Genomic DNA, 25,471 nt, shown 5'->3' with positions numbered 1-25,471 from the left:
CTGAATGCAAAAGAATCAGAAAATTACCCTAGGAATAAGTTTAACTATCCTTTTAGGATTATCTGTGGGGATTGGGATCATTTTGTCAAATCCTCCAAGTTGGTTAACTAGACAAATTGTAAATACGGCTGCTCGGTCCCAAAGATCGTATCCTGATATAGATCAAGGGCTTCATGTAATGTTATTAGGCACTGGATCCCCAATGTCTGATCCAGATCGGGTTGGTCCATCAAATTTGGTAATTGCTGGTGATAAACATTTCATTGTCGATTCAGGATCTGGTTCAACTAGAAATCTTTTGCTATCAGGGATTTCTCCTGGTTTAATAGACGCAGTATTTTTGACTCACTTTCATTCAGACCACATTGCCGATTTGGGAGAATTAATGCTACAAAGATGGGCTACCGAAGGAAATAGCGCACCTTTACATATATACGGTCCACCTGGAGTTACATCAGTAGTAGATGGGTTTAATGATGCCTTCGAATTAGATGCTACCTATAGGACGGCACATCACGGTGAAGAAAATGTGTCAATAAATGGAAGTGGTGGTATAGCATACCCTATTCTAATAAGTAATGACACTATGGCGGGTATGGAGATCTTTAATGAAGCAGGTATTGTTATCACCATGTTTAACGTAAATCATTATCCCGTGGAACCTGCAGTGGGATATAAATTCGAATACAAGGGTCGGAGTGTTGTAATTAGCGGTGATTCTGTGTATTCTGAAAATTTAGAAGCACAATCAGCGAATGCTGATTTACTTATTTGTGAAGCGTTAAATGCTGAAGTTGTCCAAATGATTAATGAAGCAACTAGTGAAGGTGGCTCTAGTATAAGTAATGGAGAAATTATTTTAACCGATATCCAAGATTATCATATGTCCCCAGAAGATGCAGCAACAACAGCTAAAAATGCAAATGTTGAATTTTTAGTTTATACTCATATGATTCCACCACTCCCCGAATCTCAGATTGCTGAGAGATTATTTATAGGGGATGCTGCTAAAATTTTTGATGGTGAGATTGCCATTGGATATGATGGTTTTTTTATCAGTATGCCTAAATATTCTGAGGTAATTATTACTACAAATCTTTTGAAGGATGTGGCCCAGTTCCCTCCAGTTGTTATAATTGTGATCTCCTTGCTTATGTTAATCCTCATGTTCGTTGTAGGACGGAAGATAAGTAAAAAGAAAGAATTAAAAGCACCAATCCTCATAACCGTAGTGGCAGTAGTTATGAGTTTACTTCTTCTAACTCGAATTAGTGAATTCATTCACGCGGGATTTAACGGTCGGACAGCATTCAATTTTCTCGTTGAAGCAGTTATTCTCATTTGGAGCATTTTGATATTGAAGAAGACTAGGAAAATCCCTCAAGCAGAAAAAAAGGTGGATAAAACCAAAGAACCTATTCAAACATAATTCCTATTTTTTTTTTTTGAATTGAAATGAGGTATAATTCAATGAAAACTAAGCAAAATGTGCACTATTTTTTTTTTTGTTTATGTTGTTCTGTCTGACAATTGTCTAACAAGAAGAGCGATTCCCCTCGAGAGCCGCCAACCCTATTATAATTTTAAGATTGGGTGTAAATTGTTAAAAACCATAAAATTATGACCGGTTAGTTGAAAAATGTATAAGAAAAAAAATCAATAGTTCCTTATTTCAAAAATTTAATAGGAGCTAATTTGCTTTACTGAAATTTCAGGATGATGATATCGCGGTTTTCCTTCGGTCCCTACATTCACTACGGCTTGACGTGGACACCAATGAATACAAGCAGTGCAGCACTCGCAATTATGGTTCCATTTTGGTTTCTTGTCAATTAATTCGATATTTTCCATGGGACACACTCGTTGGCATATTCCACATCCAATGCATTTTTCTTCATCCACCCGAAATTTCCGATCATTAAGAACTCGAAACATAGAGAATTTCCCTCCCCAAGCCATCATGCGATTGGATAGTGTAGGTTTCACAAAATCCTTTTGATTCTCTTGGTTTTGAAGAATACATTCAATAATATCTGAAATCACCATTTCTGAGCTATCCAGAATTTGGATTATTTCTTCGTGTTTATGCAATTTATCAACACCCACAATTGAATTTTGGGGCATTGCAAGTAAAAATCCTGCATTAAGTTTTTTCTCTTGTTTGTGAAGAATTTTATTCATAAGCTTGAAGGGATGACCCCCTTCACCCCCATTTGTGGCGATAGCAAATAGATAGGGATTATCTTTAATAGAAATATTCTTTAAGAATTTTTCCACCACATGGGGAATATCTCGGAAGTACACGGGGAAAATAAACCCGATTTGAGGTGCAGACCATTCCAATTTCTGTTCGCTTAGGGCTTTTGAGAGCGAAATTATGCGACTATGGGTGAGATGAGATTGGACTTTTTGCGCCACATACAAAGAATTTCCCGTTCCTGAAAAAACAAACAAAAGGGTCTCTTTACTATTGATGTTATTATTGTTACTCATGTTTCACGCCCTCACTAAACGATTTCATTTTCTTTAGAGATATTTCTGGGTGATGATACCGGGAGACACCTTTTGTATTCAAATTATTGATGGCTTGATGCGGACACCAATGAAGACAGGCGGCACAACACTCGCAGTTTCGATTCCATGTCGGATTTCCGTTTATCAATTTAATATTATGCATCGGACAAACGGATTCACAAGTTCCACATTGTTTACATAATTCTTTATCGACCCGAAATAGTCTATCGCTAAATACTCGGTAAAGAAATATTTTTCCTGAAACTGACAACATTAATTCCCCAAATGTGCGCTTTTTAGTTGGAAAAGATATTTTTTCATTGATTCTTATTGACTTTATGATCTCCTCTATTCTTTGCCGTGAAGTCGTTAATTTCAATTCCTTTTCTTCATTAGTATCTGTTTCATCTATCATAACAATCGAATTACCTGGAGTAATTACACCATATTCTGCATCCATCTTTCGATCGATTTTGGTGAGTATTTTGCTGATAGTTTTAAAAGTTCTTCCAATTTTGCCTCCAGCCGTTGCAATGGTAAAAATATAGGGGTTTCCAATGATATTCATTTTTTTAAAGAATTTCTTTACAATATTTGGGATGTCTAAAAAATAGACTGGAAACACAAATCCGATTTTGGAAGCCTTGATTTCAAATTCTTTGGCTTCATAGGCATCAACTATTGATATAATTTTGAATTCGGGCATTTTTTCTTTAATTTTCAGGGCAACATTTAACGAATTGCCTGTTCCTGAAAAAATATACAAAATCGAGGATAAAACCACTTTATTCTGTGTATCAGATTTATTATTTTTAAATTCAATTTGCATTTTCATCACGTTAAATTATTTTACAAAAAAATTTGGAACTATCATCTTGGTAGAAATAGTTTGAAGACTTTCTGCGTCTTCAATTATATTGCTTAATCGGGTTACAAAGCGCGCAGCAGGAGCACCATCGATAATATCATGATCCACTGTCATTGTATAACAGAGTTGATTTTCAAATTGAGAATTATGTTTAGAATCCCTTGATGAAAATTTTTTTTGATATATTCCTCCTAGAGTAAAACTAAGAGTAGGGAGTGCAATTGGAATTCCCCAACCTTTTTGTCGTGAGAACATTCCAATTGATGACACCCCCACGGTTCCCATTGATTCTTTTTGTTTCTTCGGATGGTTCATGAGATATCTCCAGAGCATTCGTCGTATAAAGCGAGGTAATTGCACAAATTTGTCTAGTTTTTTGAATCCATTTTGAGGAGAGGGGTTTTGTTGAACGGAACGAATTTCATCATTAATTTCTCTTAGGGTTTTCTTATCAGCTTTTCGAATGATATGAGATTGTGGATACTTCATCCCATTGATATCTCGTTCGATAATCGTGACCACATCAACATCATCAAAAATTACTAATTTGTTCTTGCGTTTCATCGCATGCATCATTTTGTGTTCTCCAACTGCTTTTGCTAGAGAATGTACAAAATATGCAGTGAATGAAATTTTCTCATTAGTTTCGGCATAAATCGTTTTAATGATTGATTTTGGAACCGTAACATTAATTTCTCCGTAACCATGGACGTTGTGTTTCTTCATCCCCATTTCTAAATAATCGGTTACAAATGTTCGAATTTTAGGCCATGGGATGGTGGTATATGACGTGGAGTGTGATTTTTTCATTTTAATCTCCTTAAGTTTTTATTTTTATCGATTTTGAACAAAATCTTTCTTAAATTTTTTAATTTGTTGTTTAGCGATCCAATTATAAAAGAAATTGATTTTTCTCTCATCAAAGAATCCTGATTTACTCTTATAGTACTCGTAGTCTGCGCTAAAATAGTCTTTTTTCACAGATGAAATATACTTAAAGAGATTGAACATCACTACTTGAGTTATTGTGGGTTTGGTTTTGATTTGAGTGTTAATTCCATTTAATAAATCAACCATCGCTTTTTTGATGAATTGTAGATTATAATTATGTTCCTTTTCTGATCTTGATGAGTACTTTAATTCCAAAGAATTAACCACGTTGAAACCAAAAGATTGGGCAATATCTTGCATATATTTATTAGCTGGTTCCGTTCCAAATCCTCCACAGACAGACATGACCATTGCATATTTCTCAAAGAAGACTGGTCTATGGGCAAGATATCCTAATCTTTCAAAGAAATTTTTCATCATGGCAGTAATTGTATTCACAAAGACAGGGGATGCGAAAATAACTCCATCTGCATCAATCATATCTTGCAAAATGATTTTTCGGTCATCCTTTAAGGGACAACGATCTTCTCCTTTTAAAACACACGAATAACAACCAAGGCAAGGTTTTAATGAGAGATCTTTAAGCATGAGTATTTTCAAGTTAATATCAGGATAAAGATCTCTCATTTGATCTAAAGCTTTTTTCGTTAGACCTTTTCGAGGACTACCACAAATAGCCACAATTTTTGGGTTTCTTTGTCCCTTTACATTCATTTTTGATTCTAATATTTGATTCATTTTTGTTTTCCCGTTTTTTTTTTTTTTTGTATTTTTTTTTCATTTTCATTTGTAAATATCGTTATTGTAGTTCTTTTGAGACAGAAAGGGGGTCATCTGATTGACTTTTTTTTCGTTTTTGAAAATTATCAACTCGATAAAATAGTGGAATTAGGATACAGCACAAAATTAAAAGTACATCAATAATGATCCAAGCACTATAATCTCCCGTATCAGTATTTAGGATTGGAAAAAATTCGTTTGTAATATTAATCAAAGTATGTAGTGTAAAGGCAGGGACTAAACTACTTTTTGAAATATTTATTTGCCATACCATAATAATCGTAAAGCAAACAAGTGTTATTACATACGGAATAAATGGTAATCCTTCATCCCTTTGATTGGCGCCATCAATAAAGAAAGTGGGAATATGCCAAAATGCCCAGAGAAACCCTACTATAAGAGCACATGTATAGGCATTAAATTGTTTTTGTAGTTCAGGGACTGCATATCCTCTCCATCCAAATTCTTCTCCAATCGAACCACCAATAATTAACATTAAAATATAGAGAGGTATTATCATCCACCATTCCTGCCATATATAACCAACAGGAAAGGGAACTTTTCTTATGAGATTGATTAAGTGACTTATTACTATAAGTGCCAAGTAGATAAGTAAGGATGGGAGTAACCATTTGTAATGTTTAAAATCGAAAGATTTTTTCAAAACTTGGACAAGTCCCTCTTTTCCATTTTCCTTGAAGATGAAAGCCAATCCAACACAACTGGGAACAATTGTGCTTAACATAGCTAATCCTTCTACTAACCCTCTTGAAATATCAGGAAGGACAAATGTTCTTAGAATCCCAGGAAGCCATAAAATCCAACTTATTAAATAAGTAATCAAAAAGAATGACCAGACATTCATTTTTGAATCTAGCTTCTTACCTTTTATTGGATTGTTTTTATCATTTGTTTCTGATTGTTTTAATTCTACATCTATTGTGTTCATCATTTTCATCCCAGTTTTTTTTAAAAAAAATTCTAATCATAAATATTTCATATCAATTAGATTATATAAATGTTTCGGACTCTCGAACATATGACATATTTAGATCCTTATATATTTATGAATTTTCTATTATTTTTTGGAAAATTTTTGTTTGAAATCAAATAATATTTTTAAATGTCCGAGATCTCACAACATTAAATGTCCGAATCATTTATATATATTGAAATAGTTTAATATAATATAGAAAAAAAAGTTAAGAAAAATGAACAACAATCAGCAGCTGTTAGAGCTAATCAAAATTATTGGAGATGAGACAAGGTTCGAAATTTTATCGGTTCTTCAGAAGGGTACACTAACTATTGGAGAACTTGAGCAAAAAATAGGGCGTAGTCGATCTACTACCTTTAAACAAATAAAAATCCTAAAAAATGCAGGAATTATTAGTTCTAAAAAATCTGGAACGCGGAAATATATAATGGTAAGGAATAAACAAATTTATTCCCTTTTTGAAAATTTAGAATCGTTTATTTCCACTCAAGAGTCTCTTTTTTCAAAAAAAACTAAAAACCAAGAAAACATTCTTCTAATGGGATTAGATAAAAGTGGGAAAACTTCAATTTTGCTTTCTTTTTTAGGTAAAAAAAATCTACTTGCATTTATTAATCAGAATTTAAAACCCACTGAAGGAAAACAGCATATGTCTTCTATCCTTTATGATCTTAATATGGAATTCAAATATAGACCTGAGGTAATATACCATGAATTTGGAGGACAAGTTGTTTATCGCGATTTATTCACAAATAAACCTGATGAAGTCCTAGAAAACATAGACAAAATAATCTATGTATTAGATATTCAAGATACTGATCGCTATGAAGAATCTCTATCTTATTTTGAAATTATATTAAAAAATATTCACGTAGATAAATTAAAAATTGAATTGAATTTGTTCTTGCATAAATATGATCCTGGGTTGGATAAAGAGAAATACTCAAACGACTTTTTAAATCAACAAATATTAAATAAAGTATTGGATTTAGTCCCAATTGACCAAGGCATTTCAATTTTTAAAACAAGCATTTTCACCATTTTTCAAAAAAATCTAATACTGCAAAAAAACCCTCCATTATATTAATGGAATTGATTTTTCTATTTATCTAATAAATCTCCTATTATTTCCTGCTCGATAAAGCCATTGTAATCTATATCTATTGATTTATATGTTCGATTAAAGATTTTTCTAAATTTCTTCGGTCCTACAAATGCTAAATAAAAAACTATAGAAGCCAAAAGTGCTGAAAAAATAGTTATCAATTCTGTCACATTATAAATGTTATCACTACCATATTTACGGAAAATGTGCCCAATTATAATTGAACTACCAGTTATTATAAATAGAAAACTCGCCATACTGACTAATAAATATCTTATCTTAAGAAAAGGTTCAACATTTAGTACTTTTATTTTCTTATAGTCGACCCATGCTCCAATAGAGATTAATAAAAAAATAAACATTAAACTGGAACCAAAAAAGAGATTAATTATAATGGCAAATCTATCATAGTTTAAACTCAAAATTGGATTAATAAAAAGAAGGATGAAATGATATATATATAGGAGAGTGAAAACAGTTGGTGATTTTTCATTATAAAAGCTTTTCTTGCAAAATATTAAGAAGAAGAACAATCCAATGACTTTTACAGTTTCTTGAAAAAATCTCAAACCACTTAATTCAAATATATAGAGTAAACCCATACAGAAAATACCAATTCCATAATAAATTATATCATAGTATTCAGTTTGAAGTGCTTTTATTGTCATAAAAAGTCCTAAACTGAAAGCACTTAATATTGCTAAGAAAATTGCCCCCATTACTACTATAGTTAATATATCTGTCAATAGTTTCTCACACTCTATATGTTCATCATCATCAATAATGATTGATGTTGTCTTAATTCATCAATAAGCGAATTAATAATTAAATCATGGTTAGTGAAATTTAATGAAATTAATTTTTCATCCAAATTATTAAAAAAGATCTCCTTAAGGCTTGCGAAATCTAATTTTATCTTGTTATTGTTGTTAAATGCTTCTTTAAGGCATAAATATATTAATCCTTGGGATGATTTTACCTCTTTATCTAACATTTTCGATAAGAGACCTCCGAAGTATTGGATAATAAATTTTTCACTTGCTTGCTTAAAAATTTGCTTCGTTTCTTTCAATTCATGTTTAGCTTTTCTTAATTCTTCATCTTTTTCTAATATATCTGTAATACTTCCCATATTTTGTAATTTTTCTGTCCATTTATTTGCAAAACCAACAAATAAATTTAACTTGTCAATTTTTTTTGTATCTATTAGCTTCAAAAAGTCATTTTTTATTAAGTTAATAATTTTTTTTTTTAAAATTCCCAATTTTTTTTCAGATCGAATTAGAATAGCGTATCTATCTTTAAATCCTCTAACTTCTTTATTTTCCGAATGTATTGAAATTCCTTGGATAAAATATTCTGTATCATCGAAAATGAAGATATCTTTTTTTATTTGAAACGAATCCATAATCCAATTATTAGTTATCTCATCGCATGGTTTACCAAGGAAATTACAGAAATTTTTTTTTTGTGCAAATAGGCAAATTGGACCTTTGATATCATCAAATTTTGCAATTATGATGGAAAAAGGTACGGATCCCATTTGCATAATTTAATAATAATAGAATTGATTTTAAAAATTATTACATATGAATCAAGATGAAATATTTAAACTGATTTATATAGCTAATAAGGTAAAATATTCTAATATATAAAAAAAAAGAAGCTAAGAAATCTTTTAGCTATTGCCAAGGAGATGGGTCTTGGATATGAGTCTCCCAATCCGTTTATTCCTTACTCGAATTAGGATCGATTTACTTTGAAAACAGCTATTTTCGCGTTAACTATGCTTTAATTAGGCTATTGAAACAAAAAGAAAGAGCATTCGTGCGCTCCAGTCATGAAATTTTCTATTTTTTGTTCTCCAATCTGTCGATAAAGGAAATGATGTAGATCCTACATATCTTCTCCCAAAATCCCATAAACCAGGACTAATTTGCTGATTCCACAACCACTTTATTGATTCATGATACATTTCTGGAAATGATGGAAAATATCTTGCAAGCAATTCTAGTGAAGATAACCAGCGTTCAAATATTGAAGGAGTAAATGAAGTTGGAATTGTATGTAATGGAAGATTGAGATACCCAATTCATTGTTCATGATTTTTTATCCACCTTAATCATTTTTTTTCCAAGCCTTGAGAAATTGGTACCGGTAAGTTTCCTAAAATAATCAGCTGATATCTGTGATTTAGTAGCAAATAACAAGTGATCATGGATTTGATTGAAGCTGAAAAGTAATTCAATTGTTTCAAAACATTAAATTTAGGAATTTTAATATCAATATAATCCCATGCTGACAGTATATTAAAAATCTATATAGAATGGCTATCTGACAATGCCAGACTTAGAGAAAGATTCCCCTCGAGAGTCGCCAAAAACTAATTAATTAAACTCCATAATTTCTGTTTTTTTATTAATAATTTCATTATCTGATTCTGTTTAGTTTTCTCTAAAAACTATAAAAATAAGTTAGCCATTGAAAAAAATTTAAATTTAGTTTATACTACGTTTAAGTTATATGTCAAAAAAAGAGACAGAAATGATCGTAAAGATCGTTGCCAGATTTTATATAATCATTGGAATTCTTGGATTAATCTTCTGTTTTATACTTTTTCAAGGAAATTTACTCTTTGCTATTTTGCAACCAACTGAAGAATATTCGCAACAACAGCTTTTTTATTATTTTCTTTATTTAGAAATCAATTTTATGCTACCTGTGATATTTATTTTCTTCATTATTCTTGGAATTTCTATTTCAAACAAAAATATGATAGGCCGATTCATTTTAATCTTTCAGAATTTTATTTGGGTTGGTTTATTCATTTCATATGATTTAAACCAAATGATCGATATTATCACAAATTTTAGTAGTATTTCCAACAATACCACGGTGAGTTTCATTCTAAACATAATATATTTTATTTTAAACTGTTTTGTGCTTCTATTTTTCCTATTTTCGAGACGTGTTAAATCACTATTTAAGAATACAATTAAGGACACTCAAAATTCTTTGAAATCTAACAAAAATATTGAAAAAAATGAAGCAAAAGGAATAATTTTAGCTTATCTAGTTATTAGTGGTTCCTTCATTTTGATTGGGGGATTAACACTCAATACTGCTACCAAAAAGAATGAATTTGAACAAACACATTATGGGGCTTTATTTGAAACCGATAAGGATTCTAGTGAATTCTCATTGATAGGACAAAATATTTCCGATGATTTCTATGATAGGGAATGTATTTTGAAGAATCAAACCTTAATTGGAACTGTGTCCAATCGTGAAACTAATCAAACATCTATTTACCACTTTCAACTGAATGAAGATCTTACCCAACTTGAATATACGAATGTTTTAACTATAGACTTTAGAAGGATTTTTTATTCAACACCTACAATAATTGAATATTCTAACGATAGTTATTATTTTATAAATTTCTATGATGGAATCCCTCATTTACTAGCAATTAATTCTTTAGGAATAAAATTTAATCAATCCATTTCAATTCCCAAAGAGATTGAAAATCTAATTGACGAAAGCGATATGCCATTTTTGGATGCAAATTTGATTCAATTTCAATATTTGGATATCCGAAATGATAGCTACAATATGATTATGAGAATAAATTCTTATGAAAAAACTAAAGCAACGTTTTATGTTCGTTATAATATAAACGATTTCTCTTTTATCTCCTCAAAAAAAATAATAAATGCTAGTAGTTTTCATCTCGATAACCACAATACATTATGGGCAATAACATCATTTGACCCTATTGGAGGCGAAGCTCATCGCTATAGTTCAAAACATCAACCTGTTACTTCATCCTTCTACGGTTATATGATTGATAATGGGAATCTCGGAAAAATAAGTAAATCAATTCAACATAGATTTTGTTGGAATTCAATCTTTTATTGCAATATAACAAGTTTTGAAAAAGATATTATGGGCCAATTCATCTTTAATGATCATATTGTTGTTCCTTATTATCAAAGATTTCTTAATGAAGGAAATAGAACAAAAATCTTTGAAGGAATCGCAATTTATGGTATAAAACCTAGCTTTCCGAACACTGCATTAATAAATTTTTGCCGGATTCATATTATTCAAGGAACTCTCTTTTTTTTAGTTACAATTCTTTATGGATACTCAGTTTATCAAAAATTAGGCGATAAATTGAAAAAAGTAATGGATAAAACAAGAAAAATTCCTATAGAGGAAATAGAAAGTTAAATTTTTTTATTAAATTAAACATTTTTTTCATTTATTGTCCGAACAGTTATTTTCCAATTTTTCCAATTTTTCAATAATTATTCAGAATTTACTCGAATTATAATTCATTTATGAGAATTTTGGAGAAAGAGCCATATTAGTTCCCAAATATTGAAATATTTCAATCACGAAGTAATAATGATATAATGAATTTTGGCGAAAAAAACAACGAAAATCAGCTTCTTAAAGCAGCCCGGCAATGTTCCATGGAACAGCGACATGAAGCTGTTTTGACTAAACTTGAAAAAATTCAAGAACTCGATCAATTATCCCCAGTTGATCAATGTGAGTTTTTTATTTTAAAAAGTAAGGCCCTTAACAAGTTGAATCAATACCTTGAAGCCTTAGATTTAGCGGAAAAAGCTCTTACCTTAGCTATAAAGGGAAACAGTACATTAATGCTTGTTGAATCACTCACAGCAAAAGGAACTGCAGAATTTCGTCTTGGGAAAAATGATGAATGTTTTGAATCTATTCAACAAATTAAGAAAGTTATTTTGAGCGATATAGAAAGTACACAGCAAGAGAGAGACTTATTATATAATCACTTCTACTATTTGTCATCCTTATATCATTATCAACACTTACATAAAGATAAACTCTTAGAGAGTAATCAAAAGCGGTTGGAAATTTGTGAAAAGTATGGCTTGAAATATGAATTGGGAGAAGTTTATCATAATTTGGGTGTTGCTTATTATTTGAAAGGAGAATTACTGAAATCAATTCGATACTACAAAAAATCGATCGAACATTCAAAATTAACAAAAAATTTTAACCAGTTAGCCTATTGTTTGGGAAATACAGGCAAAATTTATTCTACCCTAGGTGAATTAGATATTGCTTTAGATTACTACCAGCAAAGTCTTGATATCCTTAAAGAAATCAAGAATGAATATTTATTGGGAGCCTTCTCTAATGCGATTGGGGAGATTTATATGCAAAAAGGGAATCTTCCGAAATCCATGGATTATTTTCAACATGGTTATAAGCTTGTCAAAAAATTGGGGAATAATCTCAATATTGCAGGTGCTTATTTCAAGATTGTCGAAAATTTTACTCTCCAAAAAGATTACGAAGCAGCAGAAATGTATTTTAAAGAGCTAGAACAGATTGCAAAAACGGATGATAATCGCCGAGTTAAACTAATATATGATTTTGCCCATGCTTTATTTTTAAAAAGTAAAGGCGGTTCACGGAATATCGTGAGAGCTGGCGATATTCTCCGCAATCTAATGAAGATCGAAGACCTTCAAAATGATCCTCCTCTTCATCTAAAATATTGTGAGTTATTATTTGAAGAATTGGCTAAATCAAACGAAGAATATATTTTAGATGAGATCAAAATATTGCTCGAAAAATTAGAAAGCATCGCCAATTCATGTAATTCGCAAGAATTGAAAGCTGAAATTAAATTATTGCAAGCTAAATTTGACTTAATTACATTTAATTTTGACCGAGCGCAAAAAAACTTTATAATGGGTCAGCGAATTGCACGTAAATATGATTTAGTCCGATTAGAACGTAAAATATCCCATGAATATGATAAATTTTTACAATACTATGATAAATGGACCGATTTTCAAAATCATCAATCTGAGATCTCCGATCGTCTTAAATTTGCATCAATTGATGATATTTTACAATTAACCTTGAAGACCAAAGAAATTGATTCTTTTGAAAACTCGATTGAAACTTCAAAATTGTTAGAAATTGTGTCAGATAATGACGATTCAAATCTAAAATTCTATTCGACTATTGATGATGCGAAGGAAATTAATTTAGATATTCATTCAATTCGGGAAAAATTCGAGTCCAACTCTGTAGACCGAATAAAATTTGACAACAATACTGTAATTATGAACCGGCTAGGTACTGAGACGATTTATTATGTTTTGGAAGGAAATACGTATGAAGCGCAGCAAAATTTACAGAGATTTTCGCAAGATATTGTCCTTTTACAAGAACTGTTAAAATCGAAAGGTTTACCCTTTAGTATTAAAAAAGTAATCGAAATTGTGAAGGATTCTGATAACTTGATTAAACAAAAAGAATTTAGTCAAGAAATTTTAGAGAAAAATGATTTAATTACTGCTCCACACCGTTTCAATATTCTTTATTGTTTGTATGATTATGGACGGATGAATTGGACCGATTTGAAAAATAAAGTGCAGTTAACATCAGGAAATTTAGACTATCATCTTTCAGTGCTACAGAAAAAGGGGTGGATTATTAAAGATGAAGAATATCAAGATCGATTTCTCCAATTTGTTGACATCTCTGAATATGGAAGAGAAGAATTTGCCAAATATACTGAGAAGATAAGCCTAATGTGTCAACAAGTAAGTTTTCAAACTTCCAATTGATTTGAAGAGCGATTAGTCGTTGAATGAAAATATTAAATTTTAAATTATGAATTTTCTTGGAATTGTCAATATTTAGATCTAAGTTAATTTTATTGGGCTTCATTGCAAAGAGAAGCATTAAAAAAGACCAAAATAGTTGAGAAAGGCCAGAGAAGAGAAGCAAGAATTTTTATGAAGAATGGAAGATTGAGGAAATATTAATGGAAAAAATCGATAGTTATGCTCAAATACATGAACCTGACCACACAATATTAGTGGAATTGGAAGAATTACTGGGAAAAAAATTACATCAGGGTAACATGGAAACGGTAGAAGTTGATTTTTTCGGCTATATTGCAGAAAATGGTAGAGTTGTATTATTGGGACTAAGCAATTGTGAGTTACAGAATATACCCAAAATTATCCGATATTTTGATAAATTACGAATATTGTATGCGATTAATGTGAATATAAAGAGTATCCCTGAATGGTTATGCGATATGAATTCTTTACAACGGCTGATTTTAACTGCCAATCGTTTGACATCGATTCCTAACTCTATAGGTAAATTAACCAAGCTAAAAGTGTTAAATTTAAGCAAGAATCAACTTTCAACTCTACCATGTGAAATAGCTCATTTGGTTAAGCTAAAGAAATTACGGTTATCTCAAAATCAACTTTCAACATTGCCTGATTCAATAGGAGGGCTTAAATCCTTGACGCATCTTGATTTACGGCAGAATAAATTTGAATCCTTGAATGAATCGCTAGGGGCTCTGTCAAATTTGAAGAAATTGCGTTTATCCCATAATCAATTACAGAGTTTACCCCTATCAATCAAAAATTTAACAAATCTTGAGTTCTTACAATGTAACAACAATATTTTTTGCATGATTCCACCGATTTTTAGGCATTTAACCTCACTAAAAGTGTTAAATTTTAAGAGCAACAACCTTGAAGATATCCCTATTTGGATACATCGCTGGAAAAACCTTCAACGTCTGTTTTTATCAAAGAATAAATTAAAAGACTTACCTGATTCTATCTTACGACTTGAAAAATTAGTGTATCTCGATATTTCTGGAATGGCCTATCTTGGTCTATACACCAATATCGAAGAAATGATTCGGCAACTCCAAACTTATGGCTGTAAAGTTATATATTAATTGATTTTGACTATGCATATTAAAAAAATGGAGACTAAAATCTGAAATTGATATTTAGTATTCAACTACAAATTTCGTTCATTTCTCTTTTTAATGAGAAGAGGTACCCACATGATTCCTACGATGGGTAACAGTATTATGCATGCCACCATGAATTCTAGCTCATCATGAAAAGAATGTATCATCATAAATGATATTTTTTTAGGACCATCATAGCTAAGATGGACAAAATCAATGAGACTGGTTAAATTTTGATTTTGGGTTGAAAGCCAGTTGCAGAAAACAATTGGAGATCCATTTGTGTAACTATGATACTCTGATTGCTCAAAATCTTCTTGAAAATCAGGAATCACTTCATCAATTATGTCAATATCGCAGCTTAATGTTCCTTGGTTCAAATAAGTTGCATCAGGAATAAGAATCCAATTCAATTTCCGAATTTCAGGGAGTTCACCATGATAATTATCAAATGGCTCAAACTCCAATTTTTCTGGTCCAATTTTCTTTAACTCATAAGGACCCGTTCCAATCAAGCGATTCAATTCAATTGAGGATAGAGTACTATTGGAAATACTTGAATCGACAATTTTTGTACCACTTAAACATAGTAAAGACTTGAATGATTCATACTGATAATTCAGATGAAAGCGAATTTCATAATCGCTTAAAACTTCAGTCCGGTTTAAAACAATTGGTATAGCTGGGTTTTGGGTGGCTTTCGGAGTAAAATTTTGATACAATGAGGGATTTCTAGTATTTTCATCTGAAAATGAATTCATCATTCTTTTAAATGAGTTTTGGACTGTATAAGCAGTCAAACTTGTCCCATCATGAAAATATACATTTCTTCGAAGGTTCACTGTAAATTGGGTTCCATTTTCGGACCATACTCCTTCCTCGTTTCCTGCTGCCAAGCATGGGATAATTTCGGTTGAATTTGTTGTTCTATCCAGGGTATAAAGCCCTTCACAAATCAATTCTATTAACAACAAGGATTTGTTGTCGTGAGACAAATGTGGATCGGCGTTTTGTGGAAAAATGGTTGTTCCATAAAGAATTGGAGGGTATTTTTCGTTTTCGCCATCACTGATATTCCGTTGGATGGAATTGTTAATTAATGGCACACTTTCCCATATTAATGCGAAAAAGATTAGAAGTGTTGTTATTTTACGTATTTTAAGTTTCATTTCTTTCGCCTTTTGACACCTAAAATTTACTTCATTTTTGGTCTAATTGATATATCATCTTTTTCTTATTTAAATGCCTCACAAAAATGTATCCGCAGATGTAAATTTTGCAATTGATCATTCGTAAATAATCGAACAACAAGAATCCTCCTATGTAAATCGCCGCATTTTAATCTCAAATACGATAAAAATGATGGAATCCCTAAGTTAACTAGCTAAACTACCCAAATTTATTTATCTAGCTAAACTAGTTTTTATTGCTATTAAAAATGAGGCTCTTTTTTGTGATTGGAAAAGATTTTTTCGCACCAGTATTTAAAGGGGCACCTATGTCGATCCAATCCCCTGCTTCCAAATCCAATTCGTCTAAGCAGAGCAAGTTGTTTTTTATAAGGGTCTCTCTTTTCAAAGTCAGTCCTAGCATTTTTCCTCCATCTTCTCCCAATACAATTATAATCAATTTATGGTTGTTAATGGAGTTTGAAAATACTATTTCAAGACTCTGGGCAAGGGGTACTATCGCTGATTGGTAAATTTGGTCCTTGAAGTAGAGCGCAAATACATCTTCCCCTTCCACCAAGTTAAAGTTGCGTAAAGCAATTTCAACCTTTTGTCGCAAATATTCTCGATATCCTTCAAAGAAAAATTTATTATAATCAACAGCGATGGGTACTACTGGAATATTGTTTAAAGGGAGCTTTATGGTTTCATCCCAATAACACGTCGACCCTGATACTGAAAGTGAAAAGGCTCCAGCTCCTATAACCGTTGCTCGAATTTTACTGGTTGGTTCGATTATTGGAAGCTGTAATTCTTCACATAGATTTCGTATTTCAATTGCCAGATAGATGCCGATATCATCGAAGGGATTTAATATTCCTGATATATTGGGTGATAACTGTGAATTTTTTGTGCTATATATTAATTCGGCAACTCCACCTGAAAACGAATACTTATGAACAGGAGTTGGAATTTGGATATTTTCGGTCATCATCAATTTTCGAGCTATGGAACTTCTTGCAGGACCCTGCATTACTTCTAGCAAAACATTTGCATATACTTTCACAACCCTTAAAATATCCGTTTGTGAGATTATATCTCCAAGCTGATAATTTAACGCAAGTTCTTTGAAAATCCATTCAGTGGGTTCGTCGATTCTCCATATTTTAAAATATTTATCTATTCCTAATAACCTCCCACCCACGTTAATACAAGACGTGCTCAAAATATTTCCGTTTGAAGCAATCGCAATATTACTTGTACCTCCCCCAATATCCACATTCATAATTGTGCTGGTCAGGCGTTTGGATTCTTCCAGCATACCACTTCCCATGATTCCGAGAGTTGATTCAAAATTCGGTCCGGCTGATGCACTTACAAATTTCCCCGATTCTGAGGCTATTTTTTCCACAATTTCTGCTGCATTTTTCTTTTTTGCAGATTCTCCGGTTACTATCACTGCGCCGGTATCAACCATTTCAGGAGTAATTTTGGCTTTTATATATTCCTTCTTGAAAAATTCTACTAGTTTTTCAATATCAATATATTTATCATCACGTAAAGGGGTAAATATGATTTCTCCTTCATAGATTATTTTCCTGTCCACCAACTTGAAGCGGTTCGTTTTATTTAGAAAACTAAATTCTCTGTGGAGTGTAAGGTGTGAAAAAATTAAATGAGATGTGGAACTTCCAATATCTATTCCCACACTTAACATTTGAAGTGTATCAGCAGTTTGGTTATTTTGTGGTTTGCGGCCTCCATCGGTCTTTGAGAAATGATGATTTGTTGATTGTTGTTTTCCCATGAAGAGAATTTTGTCTTTAGAATCATCCTGAAATATCTTCAAAATCATTTCCTTTTCATGATGCTTTGGAAGCACCACTTTTTCGGGAGAATTCTCTAATTTTGCTTTCATTTCGGATGGAATGTCAAAAGATTGGTGGCAAATGGTGCAATAATATTTAAATTCCACTTCTTCTCTTTTTTTGGGAACTTCAATCTCAGTTTGATTATGTTTTTCCTTATGCGCTTCATCGAATCTTGCATCTACTTGTTTGCATAATTCATCAAGACATTCTTCCAAATCAGAAACATAGGCTAATGCAAGTCTGTACTGTGAAGTAATTCGGTAATAACGTAATAATTCATTATTGTCTTCCGCTTCATATTTTTTTAGGAGTATATCATATTGAATAAGGAATTGTTGCATTAATTCCTCCAAATTTGCTGGAAATCGTTCTTTGAGAAATTGTTCCACTATTGAAATGATTTGCGCCTTTGCCTTTGTTAGAGATAATCGTTGCTTTGCTAATCTCACTTTCTTTTTGTTTTCTTCCATGGCTTACTCAAATCTTTTCCAATTTCATTCGATTCAATAATAAAGGTTTCTTAATGATGATTTTTCTTATGACATTACGTTATTTTACATTTTGAAGATAGTTTTCACTAAATCTCTCGATAATAGATGAAAGATTGAGTGGGAGTTCCTTCTATAAATGAATTCAAGGGATCCTCAAATTCATGGATTCGGCCAAAACCTAATGCTTCAAAAAATCTCCAGTTACTTTGCAGATCCAGTTGTACCTGCACAGCATGGCAATTGTTTAACCTTGTTTCATTTAGAAAGGCTTCTACGAGTTGTTTTCCTATACCTTGACCTTGGAATTCTTTATCAACAACTAAGAACCGGATTTCGGCATCAATGGTTGCCAACATACTTTCAGCTTCGTCCTTTTTCGCAAGTTTTGCGATTTTTTTTTCTGTTTCAATAAATTTAAAATAAAATTCTTGAGGGTTATTTATATGACCATAATCTCCTCTTTTTAGCCGCTTGGGAAGAGCCATCATACGTTTTAGAATGTGCCATTTGGACTTCAGTTTTAATTTTGGTCTGATGGTACCAAATATGCATCCAATAATTTCATTATCCATTTTTAATATGGAACTCCATGTGCTATCTAAATATGCTAATCGCACATATTCTTCCATTAATGCTTGAGGATTCCCATTTTGCACCACGCTGGATACTGTTGGCCATGCAAAGGAGGCGAGTTCACCAGTTCGCTGAAGATGATCTTTTATCCTAAAAGGGACCAATGAAATTGTCATGATTCTAGGTTAACGCTTAGATCTATTAAATGCAATCTTGGAAGAACTTCAAAAATTTTGTGAAATTCATGTTTTCTAGTGTAATTTTATTCGTTTATTTGGAGTCTGAAACAGGTAAAAAAATAAAATTATTGATAGACTTGAAATTGCTAAAATATCTGGAAATCCATTTAGCTTTTGACCAGTTTCTTTAGATGTAGAATTATCTGTATTTTCATCTCTCGATTGTTCTGCTGTCTCATTTTTGCTGTTTTCAGCTTTTTCTGAATCATTTGTTGTATCAGTTGGGGTTGTTGGTTCTGGAGAGATCAATGATTTTGTAGGAATGTCATTTAAGCATGTGTCGTTTATAGCACAAATATTCACTCGATATTTAAGAGATGCATTTGCATATTCGCCTGTTTTATATCCCAATATGGAGCAATTAGTTCGATCATCGATTCCATCACCATTTTCATCGACATCCGCTGGAATAATGAATTCTTTTTCTTCGGTAATGGTCAGTCCCAAGACATTTTGGATAAAACCTAACGGCATATCACATGAATTCAGGTCAATTGATGTATAATTTTGGTTAATCAATTCATTGGGTGAAAAAAGCCTATCCTTGTTCATATCTGCCCAGATAGAAAAGCTACATGATATTTGATCATTTATTTCTATTTCGGGTGTATATCCAAAGTACATTGGTAATTCTGACGAGTATCTTGATTCTAATAATTCTGTGGGTGACACTCCTTTGTATGTGGTTAAATCCCAATCATTTCCATCAGGATCTAAATCTATTCCATAAAGATATTCATATGCCGCCCATACAATTTCGGAACAATAATATCCATCAATCTGGGATACCGGATTTCTTCCACTGATTTGTTTATGACTCCAACCCCAATCATAGGTGGGTCCAACGGGATATCCATGTTTTCCTCCCGTAAGTCTTCCAATCATCCAATTCAATGCTTGAATTCTTTGAATTTGATTTACATGGGTAATTCTTATGGATTTCACTAATGTGCCATACTGGTTTACTTTTGATTTCCAAGATGAGTATCCCAACCCTAAATGGCTCTTATTGTGAGCCGAAGAATGAATCACATACGGTGTACCTGGGTCCATCCACTTAGCATTATCGCGATCCCAGACTGCTTGTCCTTCTAATACCCTTCCGCAATAAACAAAAACGTGAGAATACAACCCCGGCACCAGCTCATCATAAGATTTATTGGGATTCGCAATTAATACAATATCCCCCGGAAGGAGTCCAATATATGAGAGATCATTTATTCCTTCACTTTGGGTGTTGGGTCTCTGTAAATTTTTATTTTCCAAAATTAGAATCCCCTCTGGTTCTCCCGAAGAAGGAATTCTTGAAAAAAGACTGAATAAAATTACTCCGATTAGTAAGAATTTAAATTTTTTTGATCCAAACTCGATTTTCACTTTGAAATTTAATGGCCGAATATAAAATACATCGTTTTTATCTTTTTTAATGTTTTTACGATCCCGCAAAACGGATTGTGTGGCTTGAAAATTATATTTTAATAGCACAACCAATTTGAATGAACTCTAATGTAACTGTTTATCCTAAGATTTATAAAGGAAAATCACAACCATTGACCTATGGGGCATAAAATCCATCCGTACTTGATCTTATGGATATTTTTCTTCGTAATAATAACTATATCCCCAGTTATTTATGTGATAAAAACGAAGACTTATGTTGCTTTGCTGTCAGAATTTTTCATCCTTCTTGCAAATTATGGCTTTATAAAATATTGGACTGATAGACAAAAGGAAAATGAACAAATTCCAAAAAGTAAAATCGGATTCAAGCAACACTTCAAGAATATCGAAACCCACACCGATTTTGGAGAGATATAAATTTTTTTTTGCTTCATAAATGCTTAAACATAGATGGACGTGGGGGACTCCGATAAATTTTGAACTTGAAAATAAAAAAGAATTAATTAAATAGATCGCCTAAAACGCATTTTAATATAAAAAACGAAACAAATCAATGATAAAACTATAATTCCAAAATTGTAACCTTTTATTGATTCAGTATCTACAAAAGGATTACTACTCGTTTCACTTTCAGTTGAAGCAGTTGTTGTACTTGTACTAGTCGATGTTGCTGTTGTAGATGGTGTTGTGGTTGTTGTTGTGGATGTTGTTGTGGTTGTTGTTGTTGTGGTTGTTGTTGTAGAATTTTCATCGAGGAAATGTGTTTCTAAATAATAAAGTTTCAATTCTTCCAAGGAGATTGATGAAAATGGTTTATTTAGCGGATAGTTGTCAAATTGAATATCAGTATTTGCGATGAAATATTTTTCATTCCAGATTATAAAAAATTCTTGGGCACTTGGATTTTGAATTAAAAAATCTCCCCAGTAATTCCCTATTGTTCCATTATCCCAGCTATTTGTGCTTGAATCTGAGTAGGCATTATATAATGAATTCGCATATATCGAATTAAAAAAGATTGTATTATCATTGGAGGATTTCAGAAAAAGGCCATATCCTAAATTATTTCTCATTATATTCCTGGTAATAATAATGTTGCTTGAAAAATAGAGCATTATTCCTGCATAAGTTTGTGATGAAATGGAATTATTTGTCACTAAGATATTTTCACAAAAGTACAATCCAATACCCACCGTTCCCGATATTAAATTTAAATTCGAAATTTCTACTCCCGAACAATTGTATAGAATAATTTGACCTGCGTTTTCAAAATTGGATGGCGATAGTTGTATTTCATTATTATAAAAATACACTGGCTTATTATTGACATAGCTTGGACTAAGAAAAGAAAGAGTTTCAAGTTGAATACTTTGTCCTTCTAAGTAGTAGGAATTTCCTGTCAAAGAATTATTGGAAAATGAAGCTATATGGAAAAAACATAGCGAAATACCAGATTTATTATTATTATTCACGATGTTATCCTTGACTTCATAATTTATTCCAGTTCTGATTGAAATTCCACTTACATTGTTCATATGGGCAAAATTATTAATTATTTGGCTGTTTTCGGAGCTTTGCGCAAAAATTCCATTCTGGATATTGAATCTAAAAATATTGAATGAAATGGTGGTATTTTTATCACCCCGAAAGTAAGCACCATGTTGTTCATTTCCTTCAAATAGATTTTGAGTGACTATATTAAATTCTGTTAAATATGCATATATTCCACTCGCGAGATTATTACTAAAAGTATTATTTATAACTAAGTTGTGGTTCGATTGAATTAACCCTAATCCATGGTTTAAATTGTTTGAAAACATATTTCCCTTGATTATATTATGCAAAGTTCCATAGTAAATATAAATTCCGTATGATTTTGATTTAGTAAAGTCATTATTTGATATACTATTATTTTCTCCATACCAGAGATAAATTCCATACGTATTTGAGATAAATTTATTGTCAGATATATTTTTTTCATTTGCCAAAGTTACATATATTCCATAAGAATTTGAGAGGAATGTATTTCTTGATATTTGTTCCGCTTCACCTTTATACAAATAAATTCCATACGCCGAATTATTGACAATAAGATTATCGTTGGTAATTGTGTGTGGAGATTCCTTAATTTCTATTCCTATTGTATTATTGTATATTTCATTTCGAGAAATCATATTATATGGTGCTCTATATACAGAAAAAGCACGATTTGTGTTATTCCATATGATGTTTTCTGAGAAGTTGTTGTTATTGCTCCCATCTTTCAATTCAAAACCATCTTCATTTTCACTTAATTTGCTAAAAGTAAAATTGTTCATAGATCCTGAATGCGAAATTCCATATTCAGTGTTGCTGTTGGCGATATTGGTTGTATAATTATTATAGCTTCCCAGTAGATAGAACCCATTTTCAGTATTATTGAATGCAGAGTTATTTGATACTATTCCATATGATCCTTGAATCATCATTCCACTTTGTCCATTTTTAAAAGCTACATTATTTGAAACATTCATGTTGTTTCCTGTTATATAAATACCATTATGAGTGTTATTATATGCTGTATTATTAACAAATAAGTTTGAATGAGCATTTGTTGCAAAAATCCCATCATTTATGTTATGATTCGCTGTATTGTTGATTACTTGGTTATAGTCATAAGCGATATACATTCCAAAGTATGAATATTCCATGATATTATCTTTTATCAAATTTCTCATTCCAGATAACCAAATACCATTGTGATCATTAAACGATATATGATTTCCAATCAAAATATTATCGTGTCCCTCCGTACAAGATATTCCTTGATATCCACGATGAAAGGAATTGTTCATGATTTCATTTCTGTCACTAAAATATAAGCTAACTCCCCGCGAAAAGTTACTCATTTTGTTATCTATGATGTGAGTTTCATTGGACTGATTGATATAAACTGATGCTTGAATTGATTCCGTAAAAATATTGTTGCTAATTGATATATTCCTGCATTCATCGACGCGAATTAAATCTGTACCTTCAGAAATGTTGTCATTCTCGGTTATTGAACAATTCAATGACTCTTTTAAGTAAACCGCATAATCATTGCTAATTAACTCCGATTTTTCAATTCTAATGTTTGCTACGGAACGTAAGTATATGCCTGAGCTGAAATTTTGTATCAAGCAATCTGAAATAATGAGAAATCTTGTAGTATATAGAATTTCAATTCCGATTCCAGAACCTGTCCCAATTATTGACAAATTCGTCATTTTATGTGCAGATTCCCATGATAGGCCATCTGAAGGTTCTGCAGTGAAATAACTGTCCATAGCACTATCCCCTGAGATGGTGATTGGTACTTGAGGGATTCTATTATGAGCGGCTTGTATAGATGTGTTTTTGAAATCATTCTGAAACATGTCTTTATTATTGCTAGTTAATGATGAACTTAATCCAAATATCACCAACGATAGCAGGATGATAAAGAACATACGGTTATTTAATCGATTAAATTTCTCGAATCTCATTTTTTTTCCTCAATCTCGTTTTAAAGGAAGAGGAACTTTGCAAGTATTTGCATGTTATCCTATACTTGCTGGTCTGTCGCTATTGATATCAACTTTTAATCAAAATTTAAAAGATCTGTAAATTTTTGTCAGCGAAATACTTCCTTTGATCGAATCTCTGATTATGAATATGGTTTGAGTACAATTTATTATGTTAAAAATAATATTGGTATAATTATTGTCACTTGAATCATGATAATTTCTTTCTTAAATTAGAAGAACCGCCCTATATTTTGTTAATTTAAGATATTGGGTTATGAAATAAGAAAAGCTAAAAAACACCATGACCATACCTATGATTCCGAAGTATATCTAGAATTTTGCGATTCAAACTGGATTTGCAGGAATTTATTCTTGTTCATAAAAATTAAAAAAAAACATCACAACATAGGTGGGCGTGGTGGACTTCGATAAAATTTGATATTGGGGAGGCCCAAAGTAAACACGTTCCATATTTTGCCTTCTATTTGCGCTGTTTTTTCTCCCAGTTCTTGATTTGCGAGAAATGCCATATAGGCTAAACCGATCCAACATGTTCCCAACTGTAAACTGTGGGCGGCCAACATTCCATAGGTGGTGGCAATCGTTGCATTCACAATATCATAATTCTCTTTACTTGAAATGATAACCACATGTGGAGCTTTAAAGAAAATTGGATCCAATCCAATTGATTGCTTGTATTTGAGTAATTGGCGATAATTGTCACTGGTGTCAGGACTTTTTAGTAACGTTTCAACCACTCCCTTTGATAATTCTCGAATTTTAACCGAATCACTGATAATAGTCACCTTCATATCTCGAATATTAGACCCTGTTGGACCATATTTCATGGCTTCCGTGACTTTTTTCAGATCTTCTGGCGACAATGCTTCTGGTTTATAATGGCGTATTGATCGTTTTTGACGAAACATGCTGTGTAACTGATCATAGGTCGGCATTTCTGATGAGTTAGTTAATTTGGTTGGTTCCCCCATTCCAGCATAGTTGATGACCTCGACAGGACAACAAGCAATGCAGTGTCCACAAAGGATACAGCTATTATTACTATTTTCAAATTGGATAATTTTTAATTTTTCATTATGACGAAAACAGAATGCGGGGCATTCTTTGACACATTGTAGGCACCTTGTGCATAAATTGTGATTTAAACCTATTATTGGCATTTTTTTCCCTCTTCTAATGAAGTATCGTGAAGATAAGTCCTATAATAGTGTCTTTCTTTTCAA

General features: G+C 31.9%; 19 protein-coding genes. 6 read left to right on the top strand and 13 right to left on the bottom strand.

The window, feature by feature from the left end:
• The first annotated feature begins 4 nt into the window (after positions 1-4).
• Positions 5-1,429: an MBL fold metallo-hydrolase gene (locus NEF87_RS04020; RefSeq protein ID WP_457918750.1), complete on the top strand. Its 1,425-nt coding sequence runs from the start codon at positions 5-7 to the stop codon at positions 1,427-1,429.
• Between the two features lie 251 nt (positions 1,430-1,680).
• On the opposite strand, the gene NEF87_RS04015 is transcribed toward NEF87_RS04020, so the two are convergent.
• The 5 genes from NEF87_RS04015 to NEF87_RS03995 all read right to left on the bottom strand — a co-directional run bounded on the left by NEF87_RS04015 (position 1,681) and on the right by NEF87_RS03995 (position 6,005).
• Positions 1,681-2,493, bottom strand: a complete 813-nt coding sequence (locus tag NEF87_RS04015) for an EFR1 family ferrodoxin (RefSeq protein WP_457918749.1) — start codon at positions 2,491-2,493, stop codon at positions 1,681-1,683.
• On the bottom strand, positions 2,486-3,343 hold the full coding sequence (locus NEF87_RS04010; RefSeq protein WP_457918748.1) for an EFR1 family ferrodoxin: 858 nt from the start codon (positions 3,341-3,343) through the stop codon (positions 2,486-2,488). Before NEF87_RS04010 ends, NEF87_RS04015 begins: the two co-directional genes overlap by 8 nt.
• Positions 3,344-3,358: 15 nt before the next feature.
• Positions 3,359-4,192 (bottom strand): 2-oxo acid dehydrogenase subunit E2, encoded by an 834-nt coding sequence (locus NEF87_RS04005; protein ID WP_371805106.1) that lies wholly within the window; start codon positions 4,190-4,192, stop codon positions 3,359-3,361.
• A 24-nt stretch (positions 4,193-4,216) separates the two neighbouring features.
• Positions 4,217-5,011 carry a flavodoxin family protein gene (locus NEF87_RS04000; RefSeq protein ID WP_371805105.1) on the bottom strand — a complete coding sequence of 265 codons (795 nt, stop codon included), beginning with the start codon at positions 5,009-5,011 and terminating at the stop codon, positions 4,217-4,219.
• 61 nt (positions 5,012-5,072) lie between these two features.
• Positions 5,073-6,005: a CPBP family intramembrane glutamic endopeptidase gene (locus NEF87_RS03995; protein ID WP_457918747.1), complete on the bottom strand. Its 933-nt coding sequence runs from the start codon at positions 6,003-6,005 to the stop codon at positions 5,073-5,075.
• 259 nt (positions 6,006-6,264) lie between these two features.
• Here NEF87_RS03995 and NEF87_RS03990 point away from each other — a divergent pair, with 259 nt between their 5' ends.
• Entirely contained in the window at positions 6,265-7,137 is an 873-nt protein-coding gene (locus NEF87_RS03990) for an ADP-ribosylation factor-like protein (RefSeq protein ID WP_457918746.1), read from the top strand.
• 14 nt (positions 7,138-7,151) lie between these two features.
• Here NEF87_RS03990 and NEF87_RS03985 read toward each other — a convergent pair whose 3' ends face one another.
• Both NEF87_RS03985 and NEF87_RS03980 read right to left on the bottom strand, forming a co-directional pair.
• Positions 7,152-7,901, bottom strand: coding sequence for a hypothetical protein (locus tag NEF87_RS03985; protein WP_371805102.1), 750 nt, complete (start codon positions 7,899-7,901; stop codon positions 7,152-7,154).
• A gap of 14 nt (positions 7,902-7,915) precedes the next feature.
• On the bottom strand, positions 7,916-8,698 hold the full coding sequence (locus NEF87_RS03980) for a hypothetical protein (RefSeq protein WP_457918745.1): 783 nt from the start codon (positions 8,696-8,698) through the stop codon (positions 7,916-7,918).
• 980 nt (positions 8,699-9,678) lie between these two features.
• Here NEF87_RS03980 and NEF87_RS03975 point away from each other — a divergent pair.
• The 3 genes from NEF87_RS03975 to NEF87_RS03965 all read left to right on the top strand — a co-directional run bounded on the left by NEF87_RS03975 (position 9,679) and on the right by NEF87_RS03965 (position 14,938).
• Complete coding sequence (locus NEF87_RS03975; protein WP_457918744.1) at positions 9,679-11,391, top strand: hypothetical protein; 1,713 nt, start codon at positions 9,679-9,681, stop codon at positions 11,389-11,391.
• A gap of 185 nt (positions 11,392-11,576) precedes the next feature.
• Positions 11,577-13,793: a tetratricopeptide repeat protein gene (locus NEF87_RS03970; RefSeq protein ID WP_457918743.1), complete on the top strand. Its 2,217-nt coding sequence runs from the start codon at positions 11,577-11,579 to the stop codon at positions 13,791-13,793.
• Positions 13,794-13,993: 200 nt separating this feature from the next.
• Entirely contained in the window at positions 13,994-14,938 is a 945-nt protein-coding gene (locus NEF87_RS03965) for a leucine-rich repeat domain-containing protein (protein ID WP_457918742.1), read from the top strand.
• Between the two features lie 65 nt (positions 14,939-15,003).
• Here the strand turns inward: NEF87_RS03965 and NEF87_RS03960 are convergent, their stop codons facing one another.
• The 4 genes from NEF87_RS03960 to NEF87_RS03945 all read right to left on the bottom strand — a co-directional run bounded on the left by NEF87_RS03960 (position 15,004) and on the right by NEF87_RS03945 (position 20,565).
• Positions 15,004-16,125 (bottom strand): ABC transporter substrate-binding protein, encoded by a 1,122-nt coding sequence (locus NEF87_RS03960; RefSeq protein WP_457918741.1) that lies wholly within the window; start codon positions 16,123-16,125, stop codon positions 15,004-15,006.
• Positions 16,126-16,372: 247 nt separating this feature from the next.
• The gene (locus tag NEF87_RS03955) at positions 16,373-18,466 is read right to left on the bottom strand and encodes an ethanolamine ammonia-lyase reactivating factor EutA (RefSeq protein ID WP_457918740.1); all 2,094 of its coding nucleotides are present in this window, start codon (positions 18,464-18,466) and stop codon (positions 16,373-16,375) included.
• A 107-nt stretch (positions 18,467-18,573) separates the two neighbouring features.
• Positions 18,574-19,236: a GNAT family N-acetyltransferase gene (locus tag NEF87_RS03950; RefSeq protein WP_371805094.1), complete on the bottom strand. Its 663-nt coding sequence runs from the start codon at positions 19,234-19,236 to the stop codon at positions 18,574-18,576.
• A gap of 75 nt (positions 19,237-19,311) precedes the next feature.
• Positions 19,312-20,565, bottom strand: coding sequence for a hypothetical protein (locus NEF87_RS03945; protein WP_457918739.1), 1,254 nt, complete (start codon positions 20,563-20,565; stop codon positions 19,312-19,314).
• 291 nt (positions 20,566-20,856) lie between these two features.
• On the opposite strand from NEF87_RS03945, the gene NEF87_RS03940 reads away from it, so the two are divergent.
• On the top strand, positions 20,857-21,117 hold the full coding sequence (locus NEF87_RS03940; protein WP_457918738.1) for a hypothetical protein: 261 nt from the start codon (positions 20,857-20,859) through the stop codon (positions 21,115-21,117).
• A gap of 86 nt (positions 21,118-21,203) precedes the next feature.
• On the opposite strand, the gene NEF87_RS03935 is transcribed toward NEF87_RS03940, so the two are convergent.
• Positions 21,204-24,206 carry a right-handed parallel beta-helix repeat-containing protein gene (locus NEF87_RS03935; RefSeq protein WP_457918737.1) on the bottom strand — a complete coding sequence of 1,001 codons (3,003 nt, stop codon included), beginning with the start codon at positions 24,204-24,206 and terminating at the stop codon, positions 21,204-21,206.
• Between the two features lie 419 nt (positions 24,207-24,625).
• A complete protein-coding gene (locus tag NEF87_RS03930; protein ID WP_457918736.1) occupies positions 24,626-25,408 on the bottom strand; it encodes a nitroreductase family protein in 783 nt (260 codons plus the stop codon).
• Positions 25,409-25,471 lie beyond the last annotated feature (63 nt).

The sequence above is a fragment of the Candidatus Lokiarchaeum ossiferum genome, from assembly GCA_025839675.1.
Lineage (GTDB): Archaea > Asgardarchaeota > Lokiarchaeia > Sigyniarchaeales > Promethearchaeaceae > Lokiarchaeum > Lokiarchaeum ossiferum.
The sequence above is the reverse complement of the archived record's forward strand: the minus strand, read 5'-3'. Positions and strand labels throughout refer to the sequence as shown.